The organism is Micromonospora sp. NBC_00860, from assembly GCF_045207375.1.
GTDB classification, from domain to species: Bacteria; Actinomycetota; Actinomycetes; order Mycobacteriales; family Micromonosporaceae; genus Micromonospora; species Micromonospora vinacea.
Map to the genome: position 1 here is coordinate 3,918,618 of NZ_CP108825.1, position 18,333 is coordinate 3,936,950.

Annotated in this window: 16 protein-coding genes and 1 riboswitch; of the genes, 11 read left to right on the plus strand and 5 right to left on the minus strand. The window is 72.5% G+C overall.

Annotated features, from left to right (window positions below; genetic code table 11):
* Positions 1–121 precede the first annotated feature (121 nt).
* Positions 122–1,168, plus strand: a complete 1,047-nt coding sequence (locus OH804_RS17930; protein WP_406058242.1) for an NAD(P)-dependent alcohol dehydrogenase — start codon at positions 122–124, stop codon at positions 1,166–1,168.
* Between the two features lie 9 nt (positions 1,169–1,177).
* On the opposite strand, the gene OH804_RS17935 is transcribed toward OH804_RS17930, so the two are convergent.
* Positions 1,178–1,687: a DinB family protein gene (locus tag OH804_RS17935; RefSeq protein ID WP_406058244.1), complete on the minus strand. Its 510-nt coding sequence runs from the start codon at positions 1,685–1,687 to the stop codon at positions 1,178–1,180.
* 78 nt (positions 1,688–1,765) lie between these two features.
* Between OH804_RS17935 and OH804_RS17940 the strand changes: the two genes are divergently transcribed.
* The gene (locus tag OH804_RS17940) at positions 1,766–2,281 is read left to right on the plus strand and encodes a 2'-5' RNA ligase family protein (protein ID WP_406058246.1); all 516 of its coding nucleotides are present in this window, start codon (positions 1,766–1,768) and stop codon (positions 2,279–2,281) included.
* A gap of 209 nt (positions 2,282–2,490) precedes the next feature.
* The gene (locus OH804_RS17945; RefSeq protein WP_091401337.1) at positions 2,491–2,676 is read left to right on the plus strand and encodes a hypothetical protein; all 186 of its coding nucleotides are present in this window, start codon (positions 2,491–2,493) and stop codon (positions 2,674–2,676) included.
* 16 nt (positions 2,677–2,692) lie between these two features.
* Here OH804_RS17945 and corA read toward each other — a convergent pair whose 3' ends face one another.
* Complete coding sequence (gene corA / locus OH804_RS17950; RefSeq protein ID WP_196922044.1) at positions 2,693–3,823, minus strand: magnesium/cobalt transporter CorA; 1,131 nt, start codon at positions 3,821–3,823, stop codon at positions 2,693–2,695.
* A gap of 154 nt (positions 3,824–3,977) precedes the next feature.
* Here corA and OH804_RS17955 point away from each other — a divergent pair, with 154 nt between their 5' ends.
* The 5 genes from OH804_RS17955 to OH804_RS17975 all read left to right on the plus strand — a co-directional run bounded on the left by OH804_RS17955 (position 3,978) and on the right by OH804_RS17975 (position 8,859).
* A complete protein-coding gene (locus OH804_RS17955; protein WP_406058249.1) occupies positions 3,978–5,936 on the plus strand; it encodes an amino acid transporter in 1,959 nt (652 codons plus the stop codon).
* A gap of 86 nt (positions 5,937–6,022) precedes the next feature.
* A riboswitch (SAM riboswitch) is annotated at positions 6,023–6,134 on the plus strand.
* Positions 6,135–6,166: 32 nt separating this feature from the next.
* The gene (locus OH804_RS17960) at positions 6,167–6,307 is read left to right on the plus strand and encodes a hypothetical protein (protein WP_406058252.1); all 141 of its coding nucleotides are present in this window, start codon (positions 6,167–6,169) and stop codon (positions 6,305–6,307) included.
* 99 nt (positions 6,308–6,406) lie between these two features.
* The gene (locus OH804_RS17965; RefSeq protein WP_406058254.1) at positions 6,407–7,306 is read left to right on the plus strand and encodes an ABC transporter substrate-binding protein; all 900 of its coding nucleotides are present in this window, start codon (positions 6,407–6,409) and stop codon (positions 7,304–7,306) included.
* A gap of 39 nt (positions 7,307–7,345) precedes the next feature.
* On the plus strand, positions 7,346–8,119 hold the full coding sequence (locus OH804_RS17970; protein WP_406058256.1) for an amino acid ABC transporter permease: 774 nt from the start codon (positions 7,346–7,348) through the stop codon (positions 8,117–8,119).
* On the plus strand, positions 8,116–8,859 hold the full coding sequence (locus OH804_RS17975; protein WP_406058258.1) for an amino acid ABC transporter ATP-binding protein: 744 nt from the start codon (positions 8,116–8,118) through the stop codon (positions 8,857–8,859). The genes OH804_RS17970 and OH804_RS17975 overlap by 4 nt, the downstream gene beginning before the upstream one ends.
* Before the next feature lie 42 nt (positions 8,860–8,901).
* On the opposite strand, the gene OH804_RS17980 is transcribed toward OH804_RS17975, so the two are convergent.
* Together OH804_RS17980 and OH804_RS17985 are read right to left on the minus strand one after the other, a co-directional pair.
* Entirely contained in the window at positions 8,902–10,479 is a 1,578-nt protein-coding gene (locus OH804_RS17980; protein WP_196922038.1) for a Na+/H+ antiporter, read from the minus strand.
* A gap of 113 nt (positions 10,480–10,592) precedes the next feature.
* On the minus strand, positions 10,593–13,937 hold the full coding sequence (locus OH804_RS17985; protein WP_406058260.1) for a BTAD domain-containing putative transcriptional regulator: 3,345 nt from the start codon (positions 13,935–13,937) through the stop codon (positions 10,593–10,595).
* Positions 13,938–14,075: 138 nt separating this feature from the next.
* On the opposite strand from OH804_RS17985, the gene OH804_RS17990 reads away from it, so the two are divergent.
* The 3 genes from OH804_RS17990 (at position 14,076) to OH804_RS18000 (ending at position 16,150) form a co-directional block, all read left to right on the plus strand.
* Positions 14,076–14,954 carry an alpha/beta fold hydrolase gene (locus OH804_RS17990; RefSeq protein WP_406058262.1) on the plus strand — a complete coding sequence of 293 codons (879 nt, stop codon included), beginning with the start codon at positions 14,076–14,078 and terminating at the stop codon, positions 14,952–14,954.
* 354 nt (positions 14,955–15,308) lie between these two features.
* On the plus strand, positions 15,309–15,758 hold the full coding sequence (locus OH804_RS17995) for a hypothetical protein (protein WP_307788634.1): 450 nt from the start codon (positions 15,309–15,311) through the stop codon (positions 15,756–15,758).
* Positions 15,755–16,150, plus strand: coding sequence for a hypothetical protein (locus OH804_RS18000; protein WP_196922035.1), 396 nt, complete (start codon positions 15,755–15,757; stop codon positions 16,148–16,150). Before OH804_RS17995 ends, OH804_RS18000 begins: the two co-directional genes overlap by 4 nt.
* 14 nt (positions 16,151–16,164) lie before the next feature.
* On the opposite strand, the gene OH804_RS18005 is transcribed toward OH804_RS18000, so the two are convergent.
* Positions 16,165–18,333 (minus strand): hypothetical protein, encoded by a 2,169-nt coding sequence (locus OH804_RS18005; RefSeq protein ID WP_406058265.1) that lies wholly within the window; start codon positions 18,331–18,333, stop codon positions 16,165–16,167.

Below are 18,333 nucleotides of genomic sequence, written 5' to 3' on the forward strand. Positions count from 1 at the left end.
CGGGGTGAGCCCGGTTCACCCGAAACAGGTGAGGTGCCAGATCTGCCCTGGCGTCGGCCTGTTTGCTCTGGGACGAGGTGGGCAGGCCAGTGGTTCAGCCGAGACGGACGGGAGCACCGGTATGCGCGCGCTGCGGTTGAAGGAGTGGAAATCGGAGCCGGAGTTGGTCGAGGTTCCCGACCCGACGCCCGGGCCGGGTCAGGTGGTGGTGCGGATCGGCGGTGCCGGCGCCTGCCATTCGGACCTGCACCTGATGGACGAGTTCGAGCCGGGCACGATGCCCTGGAACCCACCCTTCACGCTCGGGCACGAGAACGCCGGCTGGGTGCACGCCCTCGGCGACGGTGTGACCGGGCTTTCCGTCGGGCAACCGGTCGCTGTGTTCGGCGCATGGGGTTGTGGCACCTGCGCCCGTTGTCGGGTCGGAGTCGACCCGTACTGCGAGAACCCGTCCGCTGCGCCGGTACCGAGCGGCGGCGGCGGGCTCGGACTGGACGGCGGAATGGCCGAGTTCGAGCTGGTCCCGGATGCGCGGCATGTCGTGCCTCTTCCGGAGGGTTTGGATCCGGCGGAAGCCGCACCGTTGACCGACGCGGGACTCACCCCGTACCACGCCATCCGACGCTCCTGGCCGAAGCTGCCACCGGGCAGCACGGCCGTGGTGATCGGGGTCGGCGGGCTGGGGCATGTGGGTGTGCAGATCCTCAAGGCCACCACCGCCGCGCGGGTGATCGCCGTGGACACCCGAGCCGAGGCGCTGCGGTTGGCCGAGGAGTGCGGCGCCGACCGCACCGTGACGTCCGGACCGGCCGCCGCCGAGGAGATCCGGGACGCCACCGGAGGGCGGGGCGCCGACGTGGTGCTGGACTTCGTTGGCACGGACGCCACCCTGGCGCTCGGCGTGGCGGCGGCCCGCACCGTGGGCGACCTGACCATCGTGGGGATCGGCGGCGGCACCCTGGGGGTGTCGTTCTTCTCCGTGCCGTACGAGGTGAGTATCGCGACCACCTACTGGGGCAGCCGCCCCGAGCTGGTGGAGGTGCTCGACCTGGGTGCCCGGGGCCTGGTCCGCCCGAAGACCACAACCTTCGCACTCGGAGACGCCCTGGACGCGTACCGCCAGATGCGCGACGGGACCCTGGAGGGCCGGGCGGTGATCGTGCCGTGAGACCGGCGCTCAGTCGGCCTGGATGAGGCCGCGCACGTAGGCGGCCTGGCCCACGTGTTGCAGGTCGTCCTCGGCGACGCTGACCAACCGGACGCCGAGGGTGACCGGCGGGTCCCACGCCTCGTCGACCACGCGGTCCAGGTCCGCCGGGCCCAGACCGGCCAGGAAGCTTCCGGTACGCGCCGCGACCGCCTCGTAGTAGTCGATCAACGCCTGCGCGCTCTCCGGCCGCACCGCCGCGACCTGAGCGGGCGAGTGCCCGTAGCCGGTGTCGTCGGGGTCGGCGGCGAGCCCGAACCGGCCCGCCCAGTCGCCACTCACCCAGATCTGGTCGGCGTCGAGCAGGTCGGCGACGTGGTGGTCCTGCACCCGGGTGAGGTGCCAGACCAGCCAGCCGACCGTGTTGGCGCCCGGGCCGGGCTGGTGGCGCAGTTGCTCGGGGCTGAGGCCGTCGACGGCCGCGCGGACGAGGTCGGGCAGCCGGTCGTACGCCTCGGTCAGCAGGTCACTCACATCCACGGGTACGCCTTCCTGATCGGTTTCCGACCAGGTACCGCCGGATCCGGGCTCGCAAACCTCGGCCGCTACGGTGATCAAATGGTCGCCGCGGTGGAGTTGTACCTGGATCCGGACGCCACCCGCCGGATCCGGGTGCTCTGGGACGCGCTGGAGGCCGAGGGCGTGCAGAGCATGCGCTCGCTGCTGGAGCAGCGCCACCGTCCGCACGTCTCGCTCATGGTGGCGCCCCGCTTCGATCCGGAGCAGGTCGCCGAGGCGCTACAGGGGATGGTGGTGGCCGCCCCACTGCGGCTCGACTTCCAGCACGCCGGCCAGTTCGTCGGTCGGGTGCTCTGGCTCGGTCCGGCGCCCACCCCGGAGTTGCTGGCGCACCACCGGCTGGTGCACGACCGGCTCGCCGCCGCCGGCATCCCCCTCGCCGAGCACTACCAGCCGGGGCGGTGGGTGCCGCACTGCACGCTTTCCATGCGGGTGCCGAACTCGCTGATGGCCGCCGCGGTGCGCCGCTGCCTGGAGGTGTTGCCGCTGGCCGCGACCGTGGTCGGCGCGGCGCTCACCGACCACGCCCGCGGCATCGCCCACCCGCTGCCTTGACCGTGCCTCGACCGTCGACGCGTAATGTCCGGTTTGGCGGGCCGCAGTCGGAAACCCGTAAACAAGCGGTGCGGATGTGGCCGGGCGTGGGAAGGTTCGGGTGGCTGTCGTACCGGTGGTGGGCTGCTCGCAGGCGGTTCGCCCGGCCGGTGCGGCGCGGGGTCACCCCGCGCCGCCCACGGCGGCTTCGACGAGGAGAGGCAGGGCCCATGCAGGCTCAGCGCAGGCCACCGCGCACGGAGCGGAGCCAGACCCGGGACGACCGGACCGGCGGCGGGATGACCGGGGCGGCCACACCACTGACGATCTGGGCGGCCGCCGTGCTGCTCGGGCGGATCGGTGCCGGCGACGACGACGTCGAGGACGAACGGCACATCCTGCGCGGCATCGAGTGAGCGTCGGCCGCACGGCTCACAGCCAGCCGCGCCGCTTGAAGATCACGTAGAGGGTGCCGCAGACCAGCAGCATCAACAGCAGCGCGAAGAGGTAGCCGAAGCGCCAGTTCAGCTCCGGCATGTGGACGAAGTTCATGCCGTACACGGTGCCGATGAGCGTGGGAGCGAAGAGGATCGCCGCCCAGGAGGAGACCTTCTTCAGCTCCTCGTTCTGGCTGTAGCTGGCCGCGGTGAGGCTGCGCATCTCCTCGTTCTGCTGCTGCGAGACGAGAGTGGCGTTGACGGTGAGGATGTTCTGCAACAGGTGCCGGAAGCCGTCCACCCGCTCCACCACCTGGGTCAGGTGGTCGGTCACGTCGCGCAGGTAGCGACGAAGCTCCTCGTCGGCGCTGGCGCTGCCGGCCCCGTCGGCCAACGCGTCGAGCACGCTGAGCAGGGGTCGGGCGGCCCGCTGGAACTGGATGACCTCGCGGCTGAGGCCGTAGATGCGGCGGCTCGCGTTCGGATCGCCACCGAACACCTGGGTCTCGATCTCGTCGATGTCGTTCTCCAGTCCGGCCACCACCGGCGCGTACCCGTCGACCACCTGGTCGAGGATCGCGTACAGGACCGCCTCCGGCCCCCGGGCGAGCATCTGCACCTCGGTCTCCAACCGCCGCCGCACCGCCGCCAGGTCGGGCGCCTCACCGTGTCGGACGGTGACCACGAAGCCCGGCCCGATGAACAGGTGCAGCTCGGAGAACTCGACCTCTTCCCGCAGGTCGTCGTAGCGGGCGGCGCGCAGCACCACGAACAGGGTGTGCCCGTACCGCTCCAGCTTGGGCCGCTGGTGGGCGTTGATGGCGTCCTCGACCGCCAGGTCGTGCAGCCGAAACTCGCGGGCCAGCGAGGTGATCTGCTCGATGTCGGGCCGGTACAACCCGATCCAGGCCATCGCGCCGTCCTGCTCCTGGAGGCAGCGGTACGTCTCGGCGAGGCCGGACGGCGAGGCGAACCGGTGCCCCTGGAGGTAGACAGCGCTGTCCACCAGGCCGCCGTGGGACGCAGCGGGCGACTCGGTGGAGGGCGGGACGCCGACCCTCGTCTCGTACTCGTCGAGTTGGCGGCCGAAGCCACCACCCGGGCGGAAGCGACGGCCGCCGACCATGCCCTGTCCCCTCCCCCGGTGCCGTCCGGTCCAGCCCGGAGCGCTGCTTCCCCCCTGTCCGGGGCCCAAAACCCGCCGCGGCGTGGGCTGGGTTCCGCGCACCGGCGGACGGCGGTGGCCCGGCGGGCGGATACTCACGGTGACCGTGGGCGGGATGACGGGGGACGCGCCGGTGAAGGTCGACAGACGGGCCGGCCGGTTGCGGGGGTGGCTGCTCGACGCCGGCTCGGACCAGGCCGTGCAGCACCCGGGGCCGCACGGGCGCCCGCCGGAGCACCGGCACCACCCGTGGTGGAAGGTGATGTGCCTGACCGGTGTCGACTACTTCTCGACACTGGGTTACCAGCCGGGCATCGCGGCGCTGGCCGCCGGGGCGCTCTCGCCGGTGGCGACCCTGGTGCTGGTGCTGGTGACCCTGCTGGGCGCGCTGCCGGTCTACCGGCGGGTGGCGGTGGAGAGCCCACACGGTGAGGGCTCCATCGCGATGCTGGTACGCCTGCTGAGCTACTGGCCGGGCAAGTTGCTGGTGCTGGTGCTGCTCGGTTTCGCAGCCACCGACTTCATCATCACCATCACCCTCTCGGCCGCCGACGCGACAGCGCACATCGACGAGAACCCGTTCTGGCCGAGCGGGCTCAAGGGGCACGAGGTGCTGGTCACGCTGCTGCTCGTATCGCTGCTGGGCGCGGTGTTCCTCAAGGGATTCACCGAGGCCATCGGGATCGCCGTCGTCCTGGTAGCGGTCTACCTGACGCTGAACGCGGTGGTGGTTGCCGACGCGCTGTGGCGGGTGGCGACGCACCCGAGCGCGGTCGGCGACTGGACCACGATGCTGACCACCGGGCACGGCGATCCGTGGTTGGTGGTCGGGCTGTCGCTGCTGGTCTTTCCGAAGCTGGCGTTGGGTCTGTCCGGCTTCGAGACCGGGGTGGCGGTCATGCCGAGCGTACGGGGAGACCCCCAGGACTCGGAGGCACGACCGCTGGGCCGGATCCGTGGCGCGCGCCGGCTGCTCACCACCGCGGCGGTGATCATGAGCGTCTTCCTGATCACCAGCAGCGTGACGAGCACAGTGCTCATCCCGCCGGAGGCCTTCCAGCCGGGTGGGCCGGCGAACGGGCGGGCGCTGGCCTACCTGGCGCACGCCCACCTCGGCGAGGTGTTCGGCACCGTCTACGACCTGTCCACCATCGGAATCCTCTGGTTCGCCGGGGCATCGGCGATGGCCGGTCTGCTCAACCTCGTGCCGCGCTACCTGCCCCGCTACGGCATGGCGCCGACCTGGGCACGAGCCGTCCGACCACTGGTGCTGGTCTTCACCGCCGTGGCGTTCCTGATCACGATCCTCTTCGAGGCCAGCGTGGACGCGCAGGGCGGCGCGTACGCCACAGGGGTGTTGGTGTTGATCACCTCGGCCGCGACGGCGGTGACGCTCGCGGCGCGCCGGCAGCGTCAGCGCGGTCGCACCATCGCGTTCGGAGTCATCGCGGTGATCTTCGTCTACACCACGCTGGCGAACGTGGTGGAGCGCCCGGACGGTGTCAAGATCGCAGCTTGTTTCATCGGCGGGATCATCCTGGTGTCGGTGCTGTCCCGGCTGATGCGGGCCTACGAGCTGCGCGTCGACCACGTCGAGCTGGACCCCGCCGCGTCCCGGATGATCGACGAACGCGCCGGGCGGCGGATCCGCCTCATCGCGCACGAACCCGACCGGCGCGACGAGGCCGAGTACCGCGCCAAGCTGGCCCAGACCATGGCGGACAACGACTTTCCCGACGACGGCGACGTCATCTTCGTCGAGGTCAAGGTCACCGACCCTTCCGACTTCGAGACCGAACTGCTGGTCCGCGGCGGCGTGGTCGACGGCCGTTTCCCGGTGCTCAGCCTGGCCAGTTCGTCGGTGCCCACCGCGCTCGCCGCCCTGCTGCTGGAGATCCGCGACCGCAGCCGTCGGTGCCCCCACATCTACTTCGAGTGGTCCGAGGGCGGCCCGACTCGCAACTTCCTGCGCTACCTGGCGTTCGGGCAGGGCGCGATCGCCTCGGTGACCCGGGAGATCCTTCGCCGCCAGGAGCCCGACCCGCACCGTCGACCGCACGTGCACGCCGGCTGACCTGCGAGCCGACAGCCCGTCGTGCACGGTGAGCGTGGTCATAACGACTGGACGATCCACCCGTTCCTGCTGCTAGCCTCGGCGCAGGTCATGAGTGCCAGCGCGAAGCCCCGGCTCGCTGGCCGGCAACCCTCCTCCGCGGTGGGGTGCCCCGGGTGAAGACCAGGCACCGGCACGACGTCGGTGCAAGCGTGGCCTGGCACCCAGGTCAGCACAGACCCGGGAGAACCATGCGCATCCTCAGCACCGCCCCACCGACCGACGTCGCGGACACCCGCACCGGTCGGCCCTCGCCCGCACTGACCCGGCGACGGCACGTGGACATGATGCGAATGTGCAGCGCCGCCTGTCGTCGCGGCATCGCGCTCTAGCACACCCCTTCCCGAGCTCATTCCCACCGGTACGCCCATCGGCGCGCCGTCGGTGGCGCACGCCCGTGCGCGCCGAGACACCACCCTTCGGAGACACCCGTGCGATTTCTTCCTGCCCTGACCCGCGCCGCCGCCCTGGGCGCGGCCACCATCCTCGCCGCCACCGCCCTCACCGCCTGCGGCGACGACAGCTCGTCCGACGCCACCGCCAACCCGTACGGCCTGGCCCAGCCGGGCGTGCTGCGCGCCGGAACGCTGACCGACGCCCCACCGAACGTGTACCTCAAGGACGGCAAGTTCACCGGCTTCGACAACGACCTGCTGACCGCCGTGGCCGGCAAGCTCGGCCTCACCGTCGAGTTCGTCGGCACCGACTTCTCCGCGCTGCTCAGCCAGGTCAACAACCGCAAGTTCGACGTCGGCAGCTCCTCGATCACCATCACCGAGGCCCGCAAGAAGACAGTCGACTTCGGCAACGGTTACGACTTCGGCTACTTCGGCCTGGACGTTCCGGCCGGCTCACCGATCACCAGCTTCGACCAGCTCACCGGCAAGCGGGTCGTGGTGGTGCAGGGCACCGTCCAGGACGACTACGCCACCGGCAAGCAGCTCAACCCGGTGCGGGTGCCTGACTACAACGGTGCGATCAACCAGCTCAAGGCGGGCACCGCCGACGCGTGGATCGCCCCGGCGGAGATCGGCGAGAAGTCGGCCGCCGACAGCAACGGCAAGATCACCGTGGCGGCCAAGCAGCTCAGCCCGGCACCGACCGCGTACGCCGTGGCCAAGGGCAACGACAAGCTGCGCGAGGCGCTGAACAAGAGCCTCGACGAGGTCATCGCCGATGGCACCTGGAGCCGGTTGCAGGCGCAGTACTACCCGGGTCGGCCGATCCCGGCGGACTTCACGCCGGGCAGCGGCACGGCGCAGGCCCCGTCCGCGTCGGCGTCCGCGTCGGCCACAGCCGCGCCGTCGGCGTCCGCGTCGGCCGCGTCCTGAGCCGGTGACGAACGAGCGGGGCGGTAGGAGGAGCGACCGATGGATCCGTTGAGCACCCTGTGGGAGACCTTCTTCGACTGGGACGCGATGCGCGAGGCGCTGCCCGAGATGCTGACCGTCGGGTTGCCCAACACGCTGATCCTGGCGGTCTCCGCCGCCCTGCTCGGCTCGGTGCTGGGCCTGCTGCTGGCCGTCGCCGGGATCTCCCGCAGCCGCTGGTTGCGCTGGCCGGCACGGGTCTACACGGACGTGTTCCGGGGGTTGCCGGCCGCGGCGACGATCCTGCTGATCGGCGTCGGGCTGGCGCCGCTGGGCATGCAGGTCTGGGGACCGGACCCGTACCCGTTGGGCATCCTGGCGCTGTCGCTCATCGCCGCCGCGTACATCGGGGAGATCTTCCGTTCGGGCATCCAGTCGGTGGAGGCCGCCCAGTTGGAGGGCGCCCGGGCGCTCGGCTTCTCCTGGGCCGACGCGATGCGGCTGGTGATCATCCCGCAGGGCATCCGGCGGGTGCTGCCGGCCTGGGTGAACCAGCTCATCGCGCTGATCAAGGACTCCAGCCTGGTCTACTTCCTCGGCCTGGTGGCCAGCCAGCGGGAGCTGTTCCGGATCGGGCAGGACTACGCGGCCACCACCGGCAACGAGTCGGCGCTGCTGCTGGCAGGGCTCTGCTACCTGGCGTTGACAGTCCCGCTGACGCACGTCGTCAACTGGATCGACAGGCGGCTGCGCAACGGTCGGCCGGCCACCGGGCCGATCGAGGAGGACGACGACACCGCGTCGTACGCCGCGACGGAAGGAGATCGGCGATGACCACCGCCACGACGACCTCGGTCAGCCTCGACGTACGCGATGTGCACCTCGCCTTCGGCCCGAACCGGGTGCTGCGCGGCGTCGACCTCGCGGTGCCGCGCGGCGCGACGGCCTGCGTCATCGGCCCGTCCGGGTCGGGCAAGTCCACCCTGCTGCGCACCATCAACCGGCTCATCGAACCGGACCGGGGCGACGTGCTGCTGGACGGGCGCAGCGTGCTGGGCGACGACCCGGACGCGCTGCGGCAGCGGGTGGGCATGGTGTTCCAGCAGTTCAACCTGTTCCCACACATGAGCGTGCTGCGCAACGTCACGCTGGCGCTGCGCCGGCTGCGCAAGCTCGGTGCGGACGAGGCGGAGACCGTCGCCCGGGCCCAGTTGGAACTGGTGGGGCTGGCCGGCAAGGCGAACTCCCGGCCGGCGCAGCTCTCCGGTGGTCAGCAACAGCGGGTGGCGATCGCCCGCGCGCTGGCGCTGCGGCCCGAGGTGATGCTCTTCGACGAGGCGACCTCGGCGCTCGACCCGGAGTTGGTCAAGGGTGTCCTCGGGGTGATGGCCGACCTGTCCGCCGCCGGCATGACAATGGTGGTGGTGACCCACGAGATGGGCTTCGCCCGGCAGGTCGCCGACACCGTTGCCTTCATGGACCGGGGCGTCGTGCTGGAGGCCGGCCCACCCGAGGCGATCTTCGAGCGGGCTGAGCATCCGCGGCTTCGCCGCTTCCTCGACCAGGTGCTCTGAAACCAGGTGCTCTGAGCCGCGCGGTCGGACGACCGCCGAGAATCACTCGTTGGGCCCGCGCCCCAACAGCCGGATCTCCTCGTTGTCCAGCGCGGACTGCAGTTCCTGGAGCACCAGGTCGTCGATCTCCCGGTTGTCGCGCAGCCGGGTGACCTCCCGCCTCTTGTGGGCGAGGACGCCGAGGCGCAGTCGGCGTTCCAGCCGGCGCTCCTCGGCGGTGTTCCCACAGCTCTCGTCGAGGTCCTCCAGATGCCTCCGGTACTCGGCCTCCAGCCGACGCACCGATTCATCCTGGGCACCGATCTCCGCGGCGACCTGGGGAAGAGCGGCCAGGCCCACCTCGGTGGCCCGCCTCCGGGCATTGCGGGCCTCGTCGATGCGTTCCGGGTCGCCGCTCAGCCCGGCCCAGCGCACGACCAACGGCAGTGTGGTGCCCTGGAGCAGCATGATCAGCACGATCACCAGCGCGGTGACGAAGATGATCAGATCCCGTTCGACCACCGGTCGACCGTCGACCATCACCGTCGGGACGGCCAGGGCCGCGGCCAGCGAGACCGCGCCTCGGAAACCGGACCAGCCCGCGACGGTCCCCACCCGCCAACCGGAGGGACCTCGGCCGTCGTCGTCCACCATCCGGCGGCGCCGCAACCGCGCCGACTGGGCGATGAGGTAGATGAAGAGCAGCCGGGTGCCGATCACGACAACTGTCACCACCAGCACGATCAGCAGAGCCCGCTCGGGCGAGGTGCTGGTGATGCTCCGCACCGCCCGGGGAATCTGCGTGCCGAGCAGGACGAACAACCCGCCGTTGATCAGGAACGTGGACAGGTCCCAGAACGCGTACGCCAGCACGCGGGACCGGGCGCGGATCACCCGTGGGCCGGCGTAGGCCAGCACCAGGCCGGCGACCACCACCGCCAGCACACCGCTGGCGTGCACCGAGTCGGCGAGCAGGAAGGCGCCGAACGGGGTCAGCACGCTGAGCGCGCCCTCGCGCAGCGGATCGTCGAGCCGCTTGCGGATCAGCACCACGGCGGCCCCCACCAGCAGCCCGGCGACCACGCCGCCGACACTGGCGCCGACGAACTCCTCGCCGATGCCCAGCACACCCGGCTTGTCGCTGTGGCTGAGCAGACCCACTGCCACCGCGAAGACCACCAGAGCGGTTCCGTCGTTGACCAGGCTCTCCGCGTGCAGGGTGGTGAGCAGCTTCCGGGGCAGCCGCTTGGCCAGGCCGGTGACCGCGGCGGCGTCGGTCGGCGCGAGGACCGCGCCGAGCACCCAGGCGGCGGCGGGGTTCACCCCGAGCGCCTGCGCGGCCAACGACACCGTGGCCATGGTGAGCACCACCAGCACCACGGCGAGCAGCCCGATCACCGGCAGGTTGGCCCGGATCTCCCGCAGGCTGATGGTGAGGCTCTCCCGGTACAGGATCGCCGGCAGGAAGATCAGCAGGACCAGGTCGGGTTCCAGGGTGACCTCGGACAGCGGCGGCGTGAGCCCGAGCAGCACGCCCAACACGATGAGCAGGACCGGCGGGGCGACCCGGTACCGACCGCCGAGGGTGGTGCCGACCAGGACGGTGACGCCGAGCACCACGATCAGGATGAGCGCCTCCACGCGTACACCCCCTCGGACCATGCCGACGGTGGACACGCCGGTGGTTCCATCTGACCCCACCGGCCGGTGGGTTCCGGCGGAAACCGGCAAGTCGCGGTGTCCGCGGGCGAGGCTCAGTCGGTGGCGCGGGCGCGCGCGGTCACCGCACGGGCCGTACGACGGTGTTCGGCCGCCTCCTCGGGCCGGCCCAGGGCGGCTGCCAGGTCGGCGAGGTGCCCGGCCACCGGGCCGACGGTGAGCACCCCGCTGCCGGCGGCCAGCTCCTCGGCTGCCGGCAGCAGCTCGGCGTGGACCCGGGTCATCGTGGCCCGGTCGTCGAGGGCGCGCGCCGCCCGACCGACGAGGCAGAGCCGCACCTCGCGCAGCAGATCGTGCGGCTCGTCGGGAAGCGCCAGCAGCGCGGCCGCGGCGGCCTCCCGGTCGCCGTCGGCGAGCAGCAGCAACGGCCGGACCCACGGTTCGTGCGGACCCCAGTCCAGGTCGGCCCAGTCGTCCGCGCCACGAACGGTGATCAGCCGATCGGGCCCGGTGGCCGGCCGGTCGACGTCGACAGCGTCGGCCAGCCTCAGGCCGAGTAGGGCCAGTGGGAGCAGCCCCTGGGTCAGCCCCGGCATGCCGTCGGCGCTCACGCCCTCGGCCGCCGAGCGGTACGCCTGTGCCGCCGCGTCCGAGTCGCCGTCGAGTGCCAGCCGCAGCGCGGCGTACCAGCGGGTGAAGACGTCGACCAACGGCAGCTCGTACCGTTGCGCGAGGCGGTCGGCGGCGCGCGCGTGTGCGTCGGCGGCGGACCGATCGGCCAGCGCGCAACTGGCCTGGACCAGGACGAGGTGGCCGAGCACCTCGAAGGTCACCAGGTGGTGCCGGGCGGCCAGGTCGACAAGTTCGACGCCGATCCGGGCCCGCGCGTCGGCCAGACCGACGCGGTCGAAGGCGTGCATGAAGCGGGCGTTGAGCGCGAAGGCCAGCAGCCCGGGATCGCCGAGACCGCGGGCGATCGTCTCGGCCTCGTCGGCAGCGCGGCGGCCACGATCGGTGCTGGTGCCGCGCAGCTCCAGCGCGAGGGTGCTCAGCAGCCGGCTGCGCTGCGCCGTGTGGATCGGGCCGAGCGCGGTCAGGGCGTGTTCGGCGGCTCGCACGATGTGCCCGGAGAGCAGGTCGTCGTCGTTGCGCGTCCAGCTGGCGGGCACGTCGAAGCCGGCCAGCGCCTCCTGGATCAGCACCGGGTCGCCGGTGGACTCGGCGACGCTGATCGCCTCGGCGCGCCGTCGCCGCGCCTCGGCCAGCCGGCCCGTCACGGCCAGCGCCCGCCCCAGGCCGAGCAACGCGGTCACCCGCCCGTGCGGCTCGACCCCGCCGGCGCGGTCGTACGCGGCGATCGCCTGGCCCCACAGCCGGGCCGCCTCGTGCGGGTTGCCGTCCCGTTCGGCCCGCTCGGCCGCCACCCGGGCGTACGTCGAGGCCTCGGCGGCGTGGACCGGCCCACCGGCGCGCAGCAGGTGGTACGCGAGGGCAGCCGGCTCGACGGGTTCCCGCTGTCGCAGCACCTCGGCGACGGCCGCGTGCCAGGCGGCGCGACGCGACGCGGACAGGTCGGCGTAGAGCGTGTCGCGGACCAGGATGTGGGTGAAGCGCAGCCGCCCGTCGGACTCCCGTTCGGTGAGGAACCCTGCCGTCAGGGCGCGGTCCACGGCGTCCAGCGCTGCCGTCGGGTCACCGGTCAACGCGCCCAGCACGTCCGGGTCGAGGTCCCGGCCGAGCACGGCCGCCTGCCGCAGCACGGTACGGGTGGGGGCGGGCAGCTGCGCCAACCGGTGCCGGATCACGTCGCGTACCCCGGGTGGCACGGCGGCCAGCGCCGCCTCCCCCGCACCGGCGTAGAGCTGGGCCAGTTCGCGGACGAAGAACGGGTTGCCGCCACTGCGCTGGTGGATCGACCGGGCGGTGGCCGGGTCCAGGTCCGCCCCGACGATGGCGCCGGCCAGTTCACCGGTCGCCGACGCGGGCAGGCCGGCAAGGTACTCCCGGACCGGTTCCAGCCCGGCGGCGCGGCCCAGGGTGGCGGTCAGCTCCGGGCTGATCTCGGTGGCCCGGTAGGTGCCGAGGATCAGCATCGGGCCGCTGGCCGGCTGCGGGCCGGTGAGCAGTGCGGTCAACAGGTCCAGGGTGTCACCGTCGGCGCGGTGCAGGTCGTCGAGGACCAGCAGGACCGGCTCCCGGTCGGCGACCGCCGAGAGCAGCGACGCCACCGCACGGTGCCGGCGAAACCGCACAGTGGCCGGTTCAACCGAGCCGTCGGCCAGGTCGGCGGTGACGACGGAGGAGGCGGGAGCGGCGGTGACGACGGGGGCGGCGGGCCCGGCGAGCGCGTCGGTGATCTGGGTCCACGGCCAGGCTGGCGGGGCGCCCTCGTACTCCGGGCTGCGCCCCCACGCGGTGGCCCAGCCGTCGGCGGCGAGTCGCCGGGTCAGGGCCTCGGCCAGCGACGTCTTGCCGGCGCCCGGGTCGCCGCTGAGCAGGGCGAGCGTGGGCTGACGGCGTCGGGACGCGGCCTCGGCGGCGCGCCGCAGCCGTGCCAGCTCCGCGTCGCGGCCGACGAACGGGCGCTGTCCCGCCTCGACGGGCCGAACGGGTTCCTCGAGGCCGGGGGTGGCGGCCCGTTCGAGGGGCGGGGTGAGGTGCGGCGCCTGGGCCAGGATGTCGGCTTCCAGCCGCCGCAGCTCGGGCCCCGGGTCCACACCCAGCTCGGTCACCAGGACGTGGCGGGCCTCCCGCAGCGCGGCCAGCGCGTCGCCCTGCCGGCCGGCGCGGTACCGGGCCACCGCGAGCAGCCGCCAGGCGTCCTCCCGAAGCGGATGGCTGGTCAGGTGTGCCGGTAGGTCCGCGGCGGCCTCGTCCGGTCGACCCAGCGCCAGGAGCGCCTCGGCCCGCCGCTCCACGGCGAGCATCCGCAGCTCGTCCAGCCGGTTGATCTCCGCGACCGCCCAGGACTCGGTGGCGCAGTCGGCGTACGCGGGGCCGCGCCAGAGCCCGAGCGCCGCGTCCAGCGCGGCCAGGGCCGGCCCGGGACGTTCCGCCGCCAGCAGCCGGGCCGCCTCCCCGACGGCCGCCTCGAACTGTCCCGCGTCCACCGCGTCCGGGGCGGCCTTCAGCACGTACCCGGGCGGTTCGGTGACCAGGAGCCGGGGCGGCTGCCGGGGTGGCCGATCCGGTTCCAGGGCCCGGCGCAGGTCGGCGACGAAGGTCCGGATCGCGCCCACCGCGCCGTCCGGTGCGACCTCCCACAGGTCGTCGACGAGACGGTCCACCGGCACCACCCGACCGTGGGCGATCAACAGCCGGCCCAGGACCAGGCGCTGCCGGTGTCCCCGCAGGGGGACCGGGCCGCGCTCGGTCGCGGCGGTCACCGGCCCGAGTACGCCGAAGGTCACCGCGACGGGTGCCGTCAGCTGCCTGGTCATGGGACCAATCTAGGCCCGTGGCTCGGCCGGCACTGATCCGACGCTGACCGGCCGCTGATCACCGCCGGGCAGGCTCGGTGAGGTACGACGGCGGCGGGCCACCGCCCCCGCCGGCACTCCTCACCAGGAAGGTTCCCCGTGGACCCGAAGATCAACGGATTCGACTACCGACGCGTCACCGTCGCCGACGGGGTGACGCTCAACGCCGCCGTGGGCGGTTCCGGGCCGGCGGTCGTACTGTTGCACGGCTTCCCGCAGACCCACCTCATGTGGCGGCACGTCGCGGCCGACCTGGCCGCCGACCACACGGTCATCTGCCCCGACCTGCGCGGCTACGGTGACAGCGACAAGCCCCTCGACACCGACGGCGCCCGGTACGCCAAGCGCACCATGGCCGCCGACGTGGTGGCGCTGGCCGGCGCGCTCGGTCATGACCGGTTCGCATTGGTCGGGCACGACCGGGGTGCGCTGGTCGCGTTCCGCGCCGGCCTCGATCATCCGGCGGCGATCAGTCAGCTGGCCATGCTCGACGTGCTACCCACCCTGGACATGTGGGACGTGCTGCACGGCGCCAGCGCCGCTGTGGCGTTTCACCTGTACCTGATGGCGCAGCCGCCCGGCCTGCCGGAAGAGCTGATCGCCGCCAGCCCGGACGCCTTCTTCGGTCACTTCCTGGACGTCTGGACCCGTGATCCGGAGGCCCTGCCGGCGGAGGTGCGGGCCGCGTACCTGCGCGCCTCCCGCGACGCCGTCCCCTCGATCGTCGCCGACTACCGGGCGTCGGCCGGGATCGACGTGACCCACGACGCCGCCGACCGCGCGGCCGGCAACCAGCTGCGGATGCCGGTGACGGTGCTCCAGCAGGACTGGGGCGCAGCGCTGGGCTACGACGCGGCGGCGGTGTGGCGGGCCTGGGCGCCGGATCTGGACCACCAGACGGTCAGCTGCGGGCACTTCATGGCGGAGGAGGCGCCGGCCGAGGTGCTCCGGGCGCTGCGCACCCTGCTCACCCGTTGATCGATCGGCGACCGGGCCCACCGTCGCCCTGGGCAAGATATCCGACACTGACAGTCACCAGGCTGGCGGCGTGACCGGGTCGCCGCCCCACGGCTCGAAGACGACAGCAATAGCGGCGCTGACCTGCGGGAATGCGACTTACACCGGGTGGACGACAACCGGTCGTCGGTGATACACAGGCAGATATCGGCAGCCAACGACGGCACGTCGCCCATCTCCTCGACCATCGATCGTTCGCACGCACGGCCACCACGGGCTTCACCGCAGACCGCACGCTCGGTCGTAAAACTCAACGCGGTACCCGGCCCACCGGCCGCTGGCGGACGAGTGCTGGTTCTCGACCAGGGAGTTGCCGTGGGAAATCTCCGTATCCGCGCCAAGCACCAGCCGTTCGAGGTGGCCGCGCTGGTCACGACGCCGATCTGCGGTGTGCTGCTGCTCGTGCTGGACGTCCGACCGACGTCGGTCCAGCTGTCCATGCCGGAACCCATCCAGGTCGGCTGGGAGGTCGCCCTGGTCGTCGTCGGCCTGGGCGGCCTCCTGGGCATCCTGTGGCCTGGCCGGCTCTCCACCGGCCTCGGCGTCGAACTCGCGTCCGTCCTGATGCTCGGCACCATCACCGGCATGTATGCGGTGGCGTTGGTGGCGGTCGCGGGCCAACAGGGAATCGTCGCCGCGTCGCTGATCGCCGCGGTGCCGGCCGGGTCGTTCTGGCGGGCCGCCCAGATCGCCATCGATCTGCGCTGCCTCGCCAAGGGCCACCAGTGCTCGGCGCACCGACGGGTCGTGGAGGGTGTGACGTGATCTCCGCACCGACGCCCGAAGCACCACACTGGGTGCAGGTGCTGCTCAGCCTGCTCGGCGTTCTCGGTGGCACCACCGGTCTGGCTGCCATCGCCACCGTCGTGGCCCAGCGCGGCAAGTTCAAGGCCGACGCCGCCGACACCCTCACCGAGGCCGCCCTGACCCTGGTCCAGCCGCTACAGATGCGGATCACCGAGCTGGAGAACGAGGCGTTGAACGCTCGATCGGAGCTGGGGCTGCTGCGCGAGCAGGTCAACCAGTTGCAGTTCCTCGTCCGGGTGCTGAGCCGCACGCTCGACCGGTGGCGGACGGCGGTGCACGCCCCCGATGCCACGCTACGCAAGATCCGCTCGGTGGTCGCGGAGTCGGAACGGCTGGCGGAGGACCGTTGAGCGTTTTCGACGACTCAACCCCGACCACGGAGGCGTTCGGCGAGTTCGCGCACCGCCTCCCGGAACTCGGGGTCGGCTTCGCCCGGATGGTGCCCCCGTAGCGGCGGCGCAGACTGCTCCCCCGGTGCGGGCAGCAGGTGTGCCGGGTCCCGCAACCGCCTGTCGACCTGCCCGGCCGGATCGGCCGGATCCGGGGCCGGGTCGCCGGGGCGGTGTGCGGCGAAGACCCAGCCGCCGACCGGGTCGGTGTCCCGCCAGAGGTTGAGCCACCGCCACTCGACCCGCTCCCCCACCTCTCGCAGCACCTCCTCGTTGAGGTAGGCCGGATAGAGCCGGGCGTACAGGCGATCCAGCGGTGACCCGTAGGTGAGCAGCGCGACCCGTTGACGTACGCGCGGGGGCAGCCGCAGCACCGCGAGGGCGAGCAGGGCGGACCCGTGGCTGTGCCCACACAGCAACACCCCGACGTGCCGCTCGGTCAGTTGGCTGATCCGGTCGGCCAGTTCCGGCACGGCCCGGTCGGCGTAGCTCGGCGGCGCGAACGGGTGTGCGGCCCGCGGCCAGAAGGTGCCCAGGTCCCACAGGATGCCGACGTGCCGTCGAAACCAGGCGGTCCGATAGGCGAACACGCCCCCGGTCAACAGCGCGAGCAGCAACGCGGCCAGGAGGGAGGTGCCCCCGCTGAGCCCCATCTGGACGGCTACGGCCGGCAGCCCGAGCAGCCGTCGCGCCACCTCCTCCGGTTCGCGTCCGGTGCGCCCCACCAGGCTCGTGATGAGCCCGACCACCGCGAGCGCCGCGTACGTGGCGGCCAGCGGACCCAACCACTCGGTGAACCGTGCCCGGGTGATGGTCTTCGTCGTCAGTCGCAGCCGACCGACGGCCTCCGGTGGCACGATCGGGAAGTCACGGGTGGTGATCGCCGCCGCCGCACGCCGCCGGCGCCGCAGCGACACGACGCTCAGCGCGCCGCACAGCAGTACCGCCGCGACCACGTGCAGGAAGAAGGCCAGCAGCGTCCAGCGGTACGGCGACGGTGGTCCACCGTCAGCGCGGTAGCCGCCGAGCATCTCCCCCGTCTGGTAGACGAGGCCGGCGGAGAGCGCGCCGGTCAGGCCGACCGCGATGGCAGCGAGGACCGCCGCGCCCAGGCCACCCGGCAGCGCGGACCTGCCGCCCACCCGACCGTGCTGCCACAGCACCACCCCGCTGAGCAGCACCAGCAACACCATCTGGCCGAACAGCGCACCACCCGCGATCCCGCCGTAGCCGGGAAGCCCGGCTGCCGACGACCAGTCACGCCGGTCGCTGGCCACGGCGACCACTGTCGCCACGGTCAGGGCGACCGCCACCGCGCCCGCCGTGCGGGCGGCCCAGGTGGCAGTCCGCGCGGTCGCCGCGCGGTCGATCATCCCAGGGACGGCGAGCAGACCGACGCAGACCAGCAGCACCGCCGCGCTGAGCGCCAGCAGCAGCGTCGTGGAGAACGTCGCGCCGCTGGCGCGACGGGCCGTGAGCAACACGACATCGAGTACGGCGAGAGCGGCGGCGACGTGGATGGCGCGCAGCCGGTGCACCAGCGGCTCCACTGCCCACAGTGGATTATCGGCCGGGCCGGACCGACGGGTGCCGAGGAGACGCAGGACCCCGATGGCGACGATCGGCAGGAGCGCCAGCACGGCCAGCCGCTGCCCGACGTGCCGGCCGTCGAGCCCGGCCATGGTGTCGAAGGGCGGGCGGCAGCGGGCCGCACCGAGACACCGCCAGGCGAGCAGGTCGAGGGCGACTCCCGCGATGGACACCACGTACAGCACTGTGAGGTTGAGCGCGAGGAGCCGACACAGCACGCTGACCGCGGCGGCGCGGCGGCGGCCGGTGGGGCGCATCCACACGGCCACGTTGCTGAGCATGAACGGCAGCAGGAAGACCATGGCGAGGGTCCGGCCGACGGTGCCCGAGGGCAGGTCACCCCAGCGGTACGCCTCCAACGTCAGCCCGTCCGGGCCGACGCCGTCCGACCGGGCGGCACGGTGGAAGCCCCCGCTGTCGTCGCCGGCGACCTGTCGGACCTGCGGCTGGTCGAGGATTACGGCGGGTTCCGCCCCGGACACGCCGTGCACCCGCAACTCCACCACGTCGTGTCGTCGCGGTTGGTCGCCGTGCTGCGGTCTTCCCTCAGGCAT

Bases quoted from the DNA above. Each gene is read 5' to 3' on its own strand.
- OH804_RS17970 (WP_406058256.1), top strand. From the start codon at position 7,346: ATGGATCCGTTGAGCACCCTGTGGGAGACCTTCTTCGACTGGGACGCG.
- OH804_RS17945 (WP_091401337.1), top strand. From the start codon at position 2,491: ATGCAGGCTCAGCGCAGGCCACCGCGCACGGAGCGGAGCCAGACCCGG.
- OH804_RS17955 (WP_406058249.1), top strand. From the start codon at position 3,978: ATGACGGGGGACGCGCCGGTGAAGGTCGACAGACGGGCCGGCCGGTTG.
- OH804_RS17930 (WP_406058242.1), top strand. From the start codon at position 122: ATGCGCGCGCTGCGGTTGAAGGAGTGGAAATCGGAGCCGGAGTTGGTC.
- OH804_RS17975 (WP_406058258.1), top strand. From the start codon at position 8,116: ATGACCACCGCCACGACGACCTCGGTCAGCCTCGACGTACGCGATGTG.
- OH804_RS17985 (WP_406058260.1), bottom strand. From the start codon at position 13,937: ATGACCAGGCAGCTGACGGCACCCGTCGCGGTGACCTTCGGCGTACTC.
- corA (WP_196922044.1), bottom strand. From the start codon at position 3,823: ATGGTCGGCGGCCGTCGCTTCCGCCCGGGTGGTGGCTTCGGCCGCCAA.
- OH804_RS18005 (WP_406058265.1), bottom strand. From the start codon at position 18,333: ATGCCTGAGGGAAGACCGCAGCACGGCGACCAACCGCGACGACACGAC.
- OH804_RS17960 (WP_406058252.1), top strand. From the start codon at position 6,167: ATGCGCATCCTCAGCACCGCCCCACCGACCGACGTCGCGGACACCCGC.
- OH804_RS17940 (WP_406058246.1), top strand. From the start codon at position 1,766: ATGGTCGCCGCGGTGGAGTTGTACCTGGATCCGGACGCCACCCGCCGG.